This is a genomic window from Moorena sp. SIO3E8 (genome assembly GCF_010692445.1).
In the GTDB taxonomy this organism is placed as follows: Bacteria; Cyanobacteriota; Cyanobacteriia; order Cyanobacteriales; family Coleofasciculaceae; genus Moorena; species Moorena bouillonii.
In genome coordinates this window covers 1-12,191 of the sequence record NZ_JAAHHM010000165.1, presented here as the reverse complement: position 1 = coordinate 12,191, position 12,191 = coordinate 1, and the positions used below count along the sequence as shown (strand labels likewise).

Below are 12,191 nucleotides of genomic sequence, written 5' to 3'. Positions count from 1 at the left end.
CAACCCGTTCTAATGTAGAGGTACCAATGACAATGGTTCCTATAATGAGGAGCCGTATGACAGGAAACTGTCACGTACGGTTTTGAAGACGAGTCGGTGGAGGCGACTCCTCGGCTTAGTTTAATGGTAAAAGGGTGAGACGTGGAATGTATAAAACCTCTAATGGATGGCTCATCAATGCTGATTGCAACGGAGCCGCCAATATTGCCAAAAAAGTAGCCACACAGTTAGGTCTCGATCTAACCAAGGTGGGTAGAGGGAGCTTGACACTCCCACATCGTTATGATTTGTTTAGTTCTCTTTCTAGATCATATCGAACAAGATGTGGAGCGGCACGGTTTCAACCTGCCGCGTAACAACCTTGTATAATCCCCTTCTTTTAAGTGGGGGAGATGTCAATTAGCCTACGCTCCAGAAATTGCCCAAGTGATGCTACGGCGTCAACAAGCTCAAGCAATCATCGCAGCTCGTCAAGAAATTATCGAAGGTGCCTTGAGCATGGTAGAAATGTCCATCAAACGGCTGAACGATCACCAAATTATCGAGCTAGACCAGGAAACAAAAGCAGCAATGATTAACAATTTGCTAGTGGTTTTGACGGCTGAGCAAAATATACAACCTGTTGTCAATACTGGTAGTCTTAAACTCTAAGCTATCAGCTATCAGCTATCAGCTATCAGCTTAAGCGCTACGCGCACGCTACGCGAACAGCTATCAGCTATTAGCTATCAGCTATTAGCTATCAGCTATTAGCTATCAGCTATTAGCTTATATGCTAAGCACACGCTACGCGAACAGCTTTTGAATAAAATAAGCTGACCAATGACGGCTGACGGCTGACCACTGACGGCTGACGGCTGACGGCTGACGGCTGACCACTGACCGCTAACGGTAAATGGTAAAGCTGTTACTTGAGCATAACTTTCGGGAATTCTATCAATAGAAACTCTAATAGTTTTCAGCTTCATCAGGTAATCAAACTATGGATTTGGAACAGATTTCCCGAAAAAGCCTCTTTGGTCAGCTTTTACGTTTGCCCTTAAGGCTAATTCCTCCTGAGATGACAATGCCGATCTGGCTAGGTAAGCTCGCGGGTAAAAAATGGATAGTTGGTGCTGGGAGAAACGGCTGTTGGTTAGGGACTTATGAGTATGACAACCAACGGGTGCTTGAGAAAACTCTGAAATTAGGAAACACTGTATTTGATATTGGAGCTCACGCTGGTTTCTTTACACTATTGACTTCGGTGCTAGTTGGTGATAAGGGAAAAGTTTTTGCCTTTGAGCCCCTACCCCAAAACCTTGGTTACTTAAGAAAACATCTGTCTATCAACAGCATTACCAATGCAACAGTTATGGCAGCAGCGCTTTCAGACCGCTCTGGTATGGCATCCTTTAGAGAAACTTCTGGTAGTTATCAGGGGGGTATTTCTTCTCAAGGAACACTTCAAGTCAAGATGGTCAGTTTAGATGAACTGATTGCCAGTGGTGAAATTCCTGTGCCCGACTGCATCAAAATTGATGTGGAGGGCCATGAGAAGTTCGTTCTACTTGGTGCCAAATCTCTGTTGGAAAGTGCTCATCCTACCATTTTCTTGTCTATCCATGGACGACCTGTCTATGAGCAATGTTGTCAGTTGTTAGAATCTTTAGGCTACAAGATTCAAGTCTTAGACAAACCTGATGGTGGGGAACTTCCAAAAAACCTTGATTTGATTGCTTCTTACCCTGGTTGACCGATTCACTGTAAGTACTAATATCATGCTCGGTTGAACACTTATAAATAGTAGGTAATAGGGAACAGGGAACAGCGGATCTGGGAACAGGGAATTAGGAGGGAGATTGCCTACCAGAAGGAAGCTACGTTGTTTCATAACTGATTAGCTGAACATCATATAAGCCTTCAGATCGAGTCCGGTTTAACCCTATATATAGCCTTTCTCATAGCTATTAGTTAGGTACACAGGATTTTTTCCCGATTCCCGATTCCCGATTCCCGATTCCCGATTCCCGATTCCCGATTCCCGATTCCCGATTTTAAATGGCTCCATGACCCAAAGCCAAACCAGCAACCAGCATCCCTAGTACCAAAAACGGTTGCGCACTAGCCTGGTATTTGACATCATTTTTCAGGGGGTCACGGAGAAAGTACATATCCTGGAAGGTGATTTGGGGGATGATTAATAGGATCAGGATAGCAGCGTAGAGGTTCTGATGAATGCTGATTAAATAACCAGCAATCCCTGCTTGAAAGACATCAATCATCACCACACAAATCCAAGCTGCTGTGGTAACACCAAACATGACTGGTAGGGATTTTAAGCCCAATTCGCGATCGCCTTCCACACTCTTGAAATCATTAACTACTGCAATACCTAACCCTGCCAGGGAGTAGAACAGGGTCAGAATCATAATAGTCAGGTTAAGATGACCAAATAAGCCATGACCTGCCCACCAAGGAAGGGCGATATAGCTGGCACCGAGAGCATAGTTTCCCAGCCAACCATTTTTTTTCAGTTTCAGGGGTGGGGCAGAATAGATATAGGCTAGAAAGGCACCGCCTAGGGTAAGACAGGTGAGTGTCGGAAATTCATGACCAGCCCAAACATCCAGTCCGTAGCTAAGAGCGATACCTGCTAGGAGTAGCACCACAATCTGGGTGATCACCTGGGGGATAGAGATGGCTCCTGATGGGATAGGACGGTATGGTTCATTAATGGCATCGATTTCCCGGTCATAGAAATCATTCAGGGTTTGGGTATACCCTGCCATCAACGGACCAGAAAGCAACATACAGGCGGCTGCCATCAGAAAGTCTTCCAGTGTCCAAGTGTAGCCACCGGAGGAAGCAGCACCACACACTACCCCCCAGATCAGGGGTATCCAGGTAATTGGCTTCATCAACTGCAGGCGAATCTTCCATAGGTTGCTTTCACCAGGAGCTGCGCCTTTCATACCCAGTAGCTGACGGGTTTTGGCACTTTGTTCAGTTAGATTTTCTTCAGCCATAGCAACTACCTAGAATGAAATTATCAAATAGCCATCTTGAAACTTAGCCCCTTTGACGGATTGACCACTAAGTTGTGGGGGAAGCAGGATATTATGCCGTTGATCCCCCGCTTCAACGGTGACTTCTGGACCGTATTGGGTCAGTTTCACCTGCTTTTTGTTAAAACCTGGTAAGAATAAACGAACGTTGCGACCAGGAATGTCGATAGTCATAGGTCTGGGTGCCTGGGATGCCTGTTTAAAATCTGGCAGGGCATCGATCAGGGATTGCCAATCTTCCCCTGGTGGGGAAGTCGGAAGAGCATTAACGACTAGAGGGGCAAATTCCGATTCTATTGCTGGGGTTACCGGGGTTTGGTTTACCAGCACACCACCGACAGTAACACCCACTTGTTGGGCACTACCCCACAGATACTTGGCTGTGGCAATGGCTAGGGGGTTATCGGTAGTGACCAGATAGGATGCGACCCGATTGGGATCTGCGATCGCATTTTTTCCCTCCTCCAACATATTGTTGGCCTGATTAGTTGGTTCACCAGCAAAGTCCTCACTCGTCCATGACACATTTAGGATGGCGCTAGTGACTGGTTGGATAAAGGGGGAAATGGCTTTGCCCAGGTCAGAATCTGCCATGACTTGGCGAAATCTACGACTATACCAACTGATAATTTCTGGCATTCCCAACATTCTCAGGGTAGCTTGAGAGCCGGTGCCATCGTAGATGATCGCGTCATACTGACCGCTTTGGTAGTACTCCCGAAGGGCGTTGAGGGCTAAAGCATGATCCATCCCCGGTAAGATGCCCAGTTCTTGACCATAGACATTTTTTAGGGTAGGCGATCGCAAATATTGCTCCTCTAGCTTTTTGACATCTTCCCAGCTGCGTTCCAGTAGTACTGTAGTCATTAGCTGTACTACCCGGAGGTTAGGACTTATTTCCACCGGGTCAGACGTTGGGGATAGCCCCAGCAGCAGTCCAAAGCTAGGACTTGGGTCTTGTCCTACCAGTAGCACTCGTTGACCGAGGCTCGACAGCTGCTTAGCGGCAGCAATTGCCACAGTAGTGCGACCTGTGCCGCCTTTACCCAGAAATGTTAGAATCCGTGCCATAGTGCAAGTCTCGTGCCTCGGTGCGATCGCGTTTATTAAAATCTAGTCTACGACTTTCAATTCATCCTCAAAGAACCAGGTAGAGCTGTTGTCCTCAAATTTCACTGTCACGCCAACTCCACTGCCATCGGTCATTTTATAATCTGTGATCGTGCCTACTTTCCCCAGTTTATTTGCGATGTCCTTGCCTACCCGGTCTCTTAGACGAAACACTTTTACTTGTTGCCCGATTTTCATTGCTCTAGATCATACGATAAACCACCCCTCAGTTTACCGGAATCTGTCGCGATCACATCAGGGAAAACTGCCATAAGTTCGACTGCTGCCCCTGGGACTGATATCAAGTCCGGTTGAATACCCATAATCTAGGGAAGTGTCGGAAGTGTGGGAGGTGTGGGAGGTGTGGGTAGTGTGGGGAGGGTGCCTCTGCTCCCTACTCCCTGCTCCCTGCTCCCTACTCCCTGCTCCCTGTTCCCAGATCCGCTGTTCCCTTTGCTATATAAGTTTGTGATCGAAATTTTAGTCAAATTAGAATCATGTTATTTGATGAACCTTACTATATTGCGATTAATCAAGCCCGCTGGGCTGTAGCAGAAAACGTTCTCAATCAGCTTAAACTCAATCAGGGATTAAGTTTTACCACTTGCCTTGACGTGGGATGTGGTCCTGGTTGGTTTTCTAAAAAGCTGGTGAATTGGGGAGTAAATGTAATTGGTTTAGAGGGGAGACAAGAACTTGTTGAAGAGGCTAGTAAACGGGTACCTGAAGCTAAGTTTTATCAGGTTGATGTTGAATCTACCCCACAGATGTCTCAATTTGCTGGAGCAGACTTAGTGTTTTGTTTCGGCTTGCTCTATCACACAGAAAATCCCTTCAAAGTCATTCGTAATTTGCAGTTATTAACCAAAAAAATGTTATTTCTTGAAAGTATGAATGTTCCTTTTGATGAACCAGTTACCTATCTAGTTGAAGAAGGCAAAAACGAAACTCAGGGCTTAACCTACCATGCCATGATTCCTAGCAGAAGTGGCTTGCTTAAAATGCTCCAAGTTTCAGGATTTCCTTATCTATACGACTATCATGGTTATGTAGACCATGAAGATTTCTGGGAAACGGAAACCAAGCACCAAAGACGCCGAATATTTTTAGCATCTACAGTTGAGTTACAAGTCAGTGATTTAGTTCCCTCACCTGAGATTGTCACGCCAAAGTATAATTTTGCTAAACAATAACTAAACGAGTTTACGAATTAATGGATAGTCAGGAAGAGCATTTACCTAGCCATGAGTCCATAAATGAGTTGGAGAAGATGGAGATTTATCTTCAGGTATTCCATCATTTTCTGCCTCAGGCGATGGATTTTCCCAACTTGGCGGTACCCTACACCTTGTTTTTGCGATCGCTTCGAGAGAAACTCCATCCAGTAGGGGTCCGGGATATCCAAGCAGTGAATTTGCCATCAGGCTTGACATTCCACGTTGATGTCGGAGATCGACTGGGGTGCGACTTTTACTACGGCCATTACCAAGAATACTTTGATGCCCAACTCTTTTTAGGTCTGCTCGATGCCAATTCCATTGTGCTAGATGTAGGAGCAAACTTTGGTTACTACGCCGTCTCATCAGCTACAAAATTAACTCCCACCGGTTGTGTTCATGCCTTTGAACCTAACCCAGATGCCTACCAGCTTTTACAACAAAATGTAGAAGTTAACCACTTACAACAGTTAGTTTCTTGCCATGACCTATGCATCGGTGGTGAAGATGGAGAAACAGACTTTTATATTACCCAGGAATCCGCATTTAGTGGTATGGATGATACTAAACGGTCTGCCTTGCGTGAAAAGATCTCAATTCCAGTCCGTAGTCTAGATTCCATACTTCCAGAGTTGGGATTATCCCAAATAGATGCCATCAAGATTGATGTAGAAGGATACGAATTTGCCGTATTAAATGGTGCCATGGAAACCATTCAGCGCTCACCAAATCTAGTGATCATGATGGAAGTGAGTGCCAAGAATCTAAATGAGCACAGACGTGAAGCATTGATGTCCTCTCTTGTGAATCTTTACAATCAAAACCTCCGGGGCTGGATCGTAGATTCTAACCCAAGAGTACTAAAATCTATACCAACTCCAGAAGCAGCACTAACCTTAGGGAGTGCAACAAGCGCTAATTTATTCCTAATGGTTTCTGGCTCAGAGCGTGAACATCAATTGAGTAAAGTATATCATAATTTAGAGACACAGGAAGATAGTGATAAACTAAAAGAACCTGATATCTTTGCTATAAGCTCAAACTAATTTAAACTAATTTTTAGTAAGGCAAAAGGCAAAAGGCAATAGGCAATAGGCAAAAGGCAAAAGGGTAAAAAAATACGGAGTTTCATTTGACAATAGAAAAATACCATACAGGTTTACATCTCAAATACAAACGCTATATTCTTTCTCTAAAAAGCATTTAACAAGGGTGGTTGGGTAATCGGTAATCCCTAAGCCAATTTCAGAGATGATCATTAGTCAACTGGAAATATAGTAGCCTTTAGCATAGTAACTAAGGATTAGAGTTTTTGAGGTTACCAAAATTTTCTATATAGTTAATTAACTCTTGCCTCTTGCCTCTTGCCTCTTGCCTTTACCTCCTGGGAGGGGTTAGGGGTGGGTTGCTCTTGTCTCTTGACTCTTGCCTATTGCTAGCATGCCTATTGCCTTCCCATAAGGTAGTCTGTTCACAACTCACAAGTCACCATGGATATTCTCTACGACCATCAAATGTTTGCCATCCAGAAATTTGGTGGTATATCCCGAATTTTTATTGAGTTAATGCGAGAGTTATCGCCAAACTCTGACTGCTCAATTCATTGGCATCGTGGTATCAAGAGCGATGGGTATGATATCTCAGAGTATCGCGATCAACTCACCGGATATGGGGTGATACCAAAATTTCCCTTTCCAACAGGTAAGGCTATTAATGACACTATCAATAAACTATCCTTTCAATGGTTTGTCCGTAAATTTGGTAGACATTATGATATCTATCATCCTACCTACTATGATGCTGACTTAGTAGAAATTGTTAACCCTAAGAAACTTGTGATCACGATCCATGATATGATTCCGGAAAAATTTCTCTCAGGACAAGCTAAGTTTCAGCCATTAATTAAAAATAAGCAACAGCTAGTTGAACAAGCTGATTTAATTTTTGTAGCTTCCGAAAATACCCGAAATGATTTAGTAGACTTATTGGGAGTTAATCCGGAAAAAACTAAAGTAACCTATTGGGCAAGTCGAATTCAAGACGCTAACGAATCTGAGTTACCGAACTATTGCCGTAGTCAGCCTTACTTCCTTTATGTGGGAACTCGTTCAAAATATAAAAATTTTGAAATAGTCCTCAAAGCGTTTGCTGCTAGTGCTAAATTACGGGATAATTTAAAATTAGTGTGTTTTGGGGGTTCCTGTGATTTTTTGGAATCCGAATTAAGGGTTATGGAAGAGCATAATATGCGGCAAAATTTCATCTATCTTAGGGGTGATGATGCCCTACTCAAAACCCTATATGGTAATGCCCAAGCCCTAATTTATACCAGCCGCTATGAAGGATTTGGTTTACCGCCCCTAGAGGCAATGGAATGCCAATGTCCAGTTATCTGCTGCTTAACCTCTTCCTTGCCTGAGGTAGTAGGAGATGCAGCTTGTTTATTTGAGCCAGATTCTGTGGATGGACTAGTTCACGCTATGGAAATAGTTGTAGAAGACTCAGAACACCGGGCATCTATGATTGAGAAAGGACGGCAACGTGCTAAGCTTTTCACGTGGCAAAAGACTGCTCAACTGACTTTGGATGGCTATCGTTCAATTAGCTGATGAATCCTGGACACCGCTATCAGTTTGTCAGCAGTATCAGTTGCTAATCAAACCCCGAAGACGGTAATATTTGGATCGGTGTGAGGTAATCAGTCATGAATAAACAGGATTCAGTTATAGAACAAATTAAACAAGACCGAAAGATTCGAGCAGGAGATGATCCACGAAGGTTAGAGCATTTTGGGTTTAAGATACACTCTCAATCGGATGAAGACGGCATTATAGAAGAAATCTTTAATAGAATTGGGATAAAATCCCAGGTTTTTGTGGAGTTTGGCGCAGAAACAGGACGAGAAAACAATAGTCATTATCTTTTAGAAAAGGGATGGACAGGATTGTGGATAGAATCCTTGCCAGACTATGCAAAAACTATTAGAGAAAATTATCAAGATGCCATTGGGGAAGGTCGCTTAAAATTTATCGAAGCGGTAGTTAACGCCGAAAATATTAATGATTTAATTGAAAGGGGTGGTATTACTGGAGAAATTGATTTTCTTTCAGTGGATATTGATAGTAATGACTATTACGTTTATGAGGCTATTTCGGTTATACAACCTAGAGTTGTTTGTTTAGAGCATAATCATTCCTATCCACCACCTCAAGAATGGATCATGCCCTATGACCCTAATTTTCGCTGGGATTGTAATTCTAGTGCTTATGGAGCTTCTCTTGTAGCTTTCGAGAAGCTAGCTCGTAGTAAGGGGATGGTGTTAGTAGGTTGCGGATTATATTCTGCCAATGGATTTTATGTCCGTGAAGATTTAGTAAATGATGCCTTTTCTCCTCCCTTTACTCCTGAGCGTTTTTTTAACCCTTTAGACTATCAAAAAATTGTTAGTTTTCCTCGTAGAGCTGCGGGGGAGACAAAGGAAAGCAACTCTCATCCCTTTAAGATAATCGGGGGGTTTGTGAAAAGAAAAACAGAGCAATTATTGCACCAGATCCTGGGAAAAAGTAATTGAATCCAACCAGTGTCTTGATGCAAAGCGCGAGTGGTTTCCCCCATGAGCGACTGCATCGCTTCTGGCTTCTGCCTTGCTCTTAGGCATTTTAAATGCCTAAGAGCTTAACGGGAGCTAAAATCACTACCTGTGTACCACTACCGGATTTTGAAGCGATCGCCTGTCAATAGGAATCAACTTTTTGTAAATGTAAAGTTTTATTAATACATTCACCATTTCTGCGTTCTAAGTTATTGTTTACAATATAAATGAACTAGAGAAAAGCTAACTTTAAATTCATGTAACTTATAGTCTTGAGGGCTAAACCAGTCTTTATTTGTCTTTATAAAATCATTATCTAAACCATCAAAAATTATAACGGCTTCAATATCACTTTTATTTTTTGTATTCAAAATAGTTTTGTTTTGATATAATCCAAGAACGCTTTCCGGGTTGAGAAATTCCCAAATTTTTTCACTTTCTTTTAGTGTATCTGAATAAAAATTCGTCTTTTCTAACCCATAGGTTGCTATTAAAAACTTGTCTCTGTTAATAACGTGTTTAAGCACTGTTGGTAAACTTCCTGCAAGTACTTCATAACGCACGCGCGGATTAGCAACTATTAAAAGTTTGTCATTATTAGGAGTGCATAATTCAACTTGTTTCAAGAAATTATTCATGTACTTACTATCCTTTGCTTGTAGAGAGTACATATTCCAAACTAAGGGAACTCTATTTAACAGAATCACAACTAATATGGCTACTAGGGAAAGACTTAACCATTGAGAATAACGAGCAATATAAGACAAAACTTTTGCCAGAAAAAGGCAAGCTACTACAATGGCAGGAAATAAATAATAACCAGGATTTATTCCAGATTTAGAATAGAGCAAAATGTGAGGAGCTGCCGAAACCAATAGGAGTATCAAAAAAGGGGCAAACTCCCTGAGTGTAATTAAAATTGAATCTCGATTTAATTTGGTCAAAATTAGGGATAATCCTAAACCAATAAAAGCGATGACTAAATGGCTCTCTGTAAAAAAAACCTTGCTGGTTGATAAAATTGAATAAAATTTAAAGCTACTTTCATCTACTCCTGCATATCCCATCCCAGCAGTTCCCAAATAGAAAAGAATATAATAAATTTCTAAGACAAATGTAGAAGCTATAAATAGTAAAGGAAATTTATTATGCTTGATAGTTTGCCAAAGGGAATGTTGTCTTTCATATTTATATAAAAAAAGTTTACCAACCATTAATGTAGGAATAAAAATAATAAAAGATTCTTTACAAAGAGACATAACAATAGTCAATATAACAAAGACTACATTAGTAAATGCTTCATTATATTTCTCTTTACAACTTAGTCCCAAAAATACTAGTGATACCGATAGAAAAAACATTGCATAAGCCTCTGGAAGTGTTGGCCTTGTCCATATGTCGGATTGCCTTCCTAGCAAAGTTGATATCGAAAAAACAAATGCAATTAACAATGAAAAGTTCAATAATCTCCCAAATAGAAAAATAAAAAAAGTGGTCAAAGTTGCTAAGAGAGTAATATACGAATACCATAAGGTTGAATTAACTCCAAATAGTTTGGTTACCGTGACTAAATGAATGATATAAAAAGGCCTAAACCTATTTAAGCTTTTATCAATATTTATCCAAGTAGATACAGTTTCAAAAAATCCTTTAGTGCTTAAATCGTAAGAGACTTGAGGGATAAGATGATCGTCAATAAAATAACGAAAACCAGAGGTAATTAGTCCGGTTTGATAGGCTATACTAAAAAAAGTAATTAGCATCAATGCTAATACAATAAAATTGCTTAATAGTTTGCGGTTATTTAGAGTTTTAAACATAATTTAAACATAAACTGTATTAGTTCAACTTTAAAAGGTCTACAGCCATCTTCTTACTGTGAAGTGGTTTCAATACTCTAATACACGAGCTGACTTTTCACGGCATCTCTGACAATCCCTTCAGTCAAAGATTTCCCCCAAGGCTGATTCTCAATAATCTTAATTTCTAAGCATTTAGCCGTCAGCTATCAGCTATCAGCTAATGCGCTACGCGCACGCTGTCTTGATGCAGTCGCTCATGGGGGAAACCACGGCAGTCGCTCATGGGGGGAACCCCCAAGACCGCGCTGCCTCCCCAAGACCGCGCTGCATCGCTACTTGAGGTGCTTTTGAAGAAAACAGGTAAGCATTGGAATAATGCTGAGTTACTTCAGCTGACGGCACCTCAAGTAGCGTGAGCTTTTAGCTGACGGCTGACGGCTGACGGCTGAATACTTACTGTGAAATTAAAGGGAAGAGGAAACAGTCTGAAAAGTTAAGACATCTTGATTATAGTGACGGCGAAGTAACCAGCGTAAAGTAGGCTGGCTATCTTTGCTTGAATGGGGTTTTGGGTCTGTTGGTGCATTGGCAATGCCCACGAGTTACCGAGAAAACCAAAGTCTCCATAAATGTGAGAGTCTCTGACCGAATCCAGAATTGCAAGGACTGCTAGCCTTTCATCGGTGTTAGCCAAGAATATACTATAAGCAATGGGAACAGAAGTGTTGAATCCAGTAATAAAAGTTTACAAAAATCCCTGTCTGTCTATCGTTGTTGTCAAGCACGGTATATTGTACTCTAGCAATCCTAAGTCATTTGTGGCTCTCCTAGACTAAGTAGGATCAATTACTAAAAAAGATGCCAATCTAAAAAAACTTTTTGGCGTTCCTGAATGGGGGTATGATTCCAGAAACGGGCGATCGCTAATTCCCAAATTACCCATAGTACTACATCATTTAAGCGAAACGGGAGGCATTGCTGCGGGGGGAGTTTCTCTCGTGGGAGCGATCCCCTAAACATAACGACATAATAGCTGCTAACTAGAGCAATCATTATACCTGATTTTTGCTTTAATAATTGTCTAAGTACCGCTATGTAAAGTTTTATTACAATCTGAAATATTTTTAGTGCTAACCTTTTAACATCTTCATATTAATACCGTTTTAAGGGTCTTTTTATCAATGGTTATTGAGGGTGATGAAAAATAAATTAATCAATTACCATATTTCTAATATTTGCTTGTTACTACTATCTCTGTTTTGCGTAGCATTACACTCATCTTTTGGTCGGCCAATTTGGATTGATGAGTTTTTACATTTTGCTTTCGGCAGCTATGAGACAACGGCTGAAGCTTGGAACGCTATCAGTCAGTCTATTCTAACGATTAATCATGGACAGACAGGCATTTATATGCTTATTAACT

Annotated in this window: 15 protein-coding genes and 1 pseudogene; 9 read left to right on the top strand and 7 right to left on the bottom strand. The window is 41.5% G+C overall.

Features of this window, described 5'->3' with window-relative positions:
* Positions 1 to 122: 122 nt before the first annotated feature.
* Both F6K46_RS34290 and F6K46_RS34285 read left to right on the top strand, forming a co-directional pair.
* Positions 123 to 356: pseudogene (locus F6K46_RS34290) on the top strand (RNA-guided endonuclease TnpB family protein); the annotation flags it as partial.
* Positions 357 to 426: 70 nt separating this feature from the next.
* Positions 427 to 651, top strand: a complete 225-nt coding sequence (locus tag F6K46_RS34285) for a hypothetical protein (RefSeq protein WP_293117831.1) — start codon at positions 427 to 429, stop codon at positions 649 to 651.
* Positions 652 to 749: 98 nt separating this feature from the next.
* Here the strand turns inward: F6K46_RS34285 and F6K46_RS34280 are convergent, their stop codons facing one another.
* The gene (locus tag F6K46_RS34280; protein ID WP_293063695.1) at positions 750 to 968 is read right to left on the bottom strand and encodes a hypothetical protein; all 219 of its coding nucleotides are present in this window, start codon (positions 966 to 968) and stop codon (positions 750 to 752) included.
* Positions 969 to 982: 14 nt separating this feature from the next.
* Here F6K46_RS34280 and F6K46_RS34275 point away from each other — a divergent pair, with 14 nt between their 5' ends.
* Positions 983 to 1,735, top strand: coding sequence for an FkbM family methyltransferase (locus F6K46_RS34275; protein ID WP_293063693.1), 753 nt, complete (start codon positions 983 to 985; stop codon positions 1,733 to 1,735).
* A gap of 189 nt (positions 1,736 to 1,924) precedes the next feature.
* Here the strand turns inward: F6K46_RS34275 and F6K46_RS34270 are convergent, their stop codons facing one another.
* Genes F6K46_RS34270 through F6K46_RS34250 form a run of 5 tightly spaced genes read right to left on the bottom strand, consistent with a single transcriptional unit; the run spans position 1,925 to position 4,480 of the window.
* A complete protein-coding gene (locus F6K46_RS34270) occupies positions 1,925 to 2,050 on the bottom strand; it encodes a hypothetical protein (RefSeq protein WP_293063691.1) in 126 nt (41 codons plus the stop codon).
* The gene (gene chlG, locus F6K46_RS34265; RefSeq protein WP_293039242.1) at positions 2,037 to 3,008 is read right to left on the bottom strand and encodes a chlorophyll synthase ChlG; all 972 of its coding nucleotides are present in this window, start codon (positions 3,006 to 3,008) and stop codon (positions 2,037 to 2,039) included. The genes F6K46_RS34270 and chlG overlap by 14 nt, the downstream gene beginning before the upstream one ends.
* Positions 3,009 to 3,017: 9 nt before the next feature.
* Positions 3,018 to 4,118 carry an ArsA family ATPase gene (locus tag F6K46_RS34260; protein WP_293063683.1) on the bottom strand — a complete coding sequence of 367 codons (1,101 nt, stop codon included), beginning with the start codon at positions 4,116 to 4,118 and terminating at the stop codon, positions 3,018 to 3,020.
* A 42-nt stretch (positions 4,119 to 4,160) separates the two neighbouring features.
* Positions 4,161 to 4,355: a DUF2862 domain-containing protein gene (locus F6K46_RS34255; protein ID WP_071106221.1), complete on the bottom strand. Its 195-nt coding sequence runs from the start codon at positions 4,353 to 4,355 to the stop codon at positions 4,161 to 4,163.
* Complete coding sequence (locus tag F6K46_RS34250; RefSeq protein WP_293063681.1) at positions 4,352 to 4,480, bottom strand: hypothetical protein; 129 nt, start codon at positions 4,478 to 4,480, stop codon at positions 4,352 to 4,354. Before F6K46_RS34250 ends, F6K46_RS34255 begins: the two co-directional genes overlap by 4 nt.
* Positions 4,481 to 4,491: 11 nt before the next feature.
* On the opposite strand from F6K46_RS34250, the gene F6K46_RS34245 reads away from it, so the two are divergent.
* The 5 genes from F6K46_RS34245 (at position 4,492) to F6K46_RS34225 (ending at position 8,945) form a co-directional block, all read left to right on the top strand.
* A complete protein-coding gene (locus F6K46_RS34245) occupies positions 4,492 to 4,629 on the top strand; it encodes a hypothetical protein (RefSeq protein ID WP_158069780.1) in 138 nt (45 codons plus the stop codon).
* A 25-nt stretch (positions 4,630 to 4,654) separates the two neighbouring features.
* Positions 4,655 to 5,350, top strand: a complete 696-nt coding sequence (locus F6K46_RS34240; protein WP_293063678.1) for a bifunctional 2-polyprenyl-6-hydroxyphenol methylase/3-demethylubiquinol 3-O-methyltransferase UbiG — start codon at positions 4,655 to 4,657, stop codon at positions 5,348 to 5,350.
* A 20-nt stretch (positions 5,351 to 5,370) separates the two neighbouring features.
* A complete protein-coding gene (locus tag F6K46_RS34235) occupies positions 5,371 to 6,420 on the top strand; it encodes an FkbM family methyltransferase (protein ID WP_293063676.1) in 1,050 nt (349 codons plus the stop codon).
* A 444-nt stretch (positions 6,421 to 6,864) separates the two neighbouring features.
* Positions 6,865 to 7,983, top strand: coding sequence for a glycosyltransferase family 1 protein (locus F6K46_RS34230; RefSeq protein WP_293063674.1), 1,119 nt, complete (start codon positions 6,865 to 6,867; stop codon positions 7,981 to 7,983).
* Between the two features lie 95 nt (positions 7,984 to 8,078).
* A complete protein-coding gene (locus F6K46_RS34225; protein WP_293063672.1) occupies positions 8,079 to 8,945 on the top strand; it encodes a hypothetical protein in 867 nt (288 codons plus the stop codon).
* A 230-nt stretch (positions 8,946 to 9,175) separates the two neighbouring features.
* Here F6K46_RS34225 and F6K46_RS34220 read toward each other — a convergent pair whose 3' ends face one another.
* The gene (locus tag F6K46_RS34220; RefSeq protein WP_293063664.1) at positions 9,176 to 10,786 is read right to left on the bottom strand and encodes a hypothetical protein; all 1,611 of its coding nucleotides are present in this window, start codon (positions 10,784 to 10,786) and stop codon (positions 9,176 to 9,178) included.
* 1,179 nt (positions 10,787 to 11,965) lie between these two features.
* Here F6K46_RS34220 and F6K46_RS34215 point away from each other — a divergent pair.
* The coding region (locus F6K46_RS34215; RefSeq protein WP_293117828.1) for a hypothetical protein at positions 11,966 to 12,191 on the top strand (226 nt) is incomplete at its 3' end.

Coding starts and splice junctions, on each gene's coding strand:
- F6K46_RS34280 (WP_293063695.1), bottom strand. CDS start 968: ATGAAGCTGAAAACTATTAGAGTTTCTATTGATAGAATTCCCGAAAGT.
- F6K46_RS34275 (WP_293063693.1), top strand. CDS start 983: ATGGATTTGGAACAGATTTCCCGAAAAAGCCTCTTTGGTCAGCTTTTA.
- F6K46_RS34270 (WP_293063691.1), bottom strand. CDS start 2,050: ATGGAGCCATTTAAAATCGGGAATCGGGAATCGGGAATCGGGAATCGG.
- chlG (WP_293039242.1), bottom strand. CDS start 3,008: ATGGCTGAAGAAAATCTAACTGAACAAAGTGCCAAAACCCGTCAGCTA.
- F6K46_RS34260 (WP_293063683.1), bottom strand. CDS start 4,118: ATGGCACGGATTCTAACATTTCTGGGTAAAGGCGGCACAGGTCGCACT.
- F6K46_RS34255 (WP_071106221.1), bottom strand. CDS start 4,355: ATGAAAATCGGGCAACAAGTAAAAGTGTTTCGTCTAAGAGACCGGGTA.
- F6K46_RS34250 (WP_293063681.1), bottom strand. CDS start 4,480: ATGGGTATTCAACCGGACTTGATATCAGTCCCAGGGGCAGCAGTCGAA.
- F6K46_RS34240 (WP_293063678.1), top strand. CDS start 4,655: ATGTTATTTGATGAACCTTACTATATTGCGATTAATCAAGCCCGCTGG.
- F6K46_RS34235 (WP_293063676.1), top strand. CDS start 5,371: ATGGATAGTCAGGAAGAGCATTTACCTAGCCATGAGTCCATAAATGAG.
- F6K46_RS34230 (WP_293063674.1), top strand. CDS start 6,865: ATGGATATTCTCTACGACCATCAAATGTTTGCCATCCAGAAATTTGGT.
- F6K46_RS34225 (WP_293063672.1), top strand. CDS start 8,079: ATGAATAAACAGGATTCAGTTATAGAACAAATTAAACAAGACCGAAAG.
- F6K46_RS34220 (WP_293063664.1), bottom strand. CDS start 10,786: ATGTTTAAAACTCTAAATAACCGCAAACTATTAAGCAATTTTATTGTA.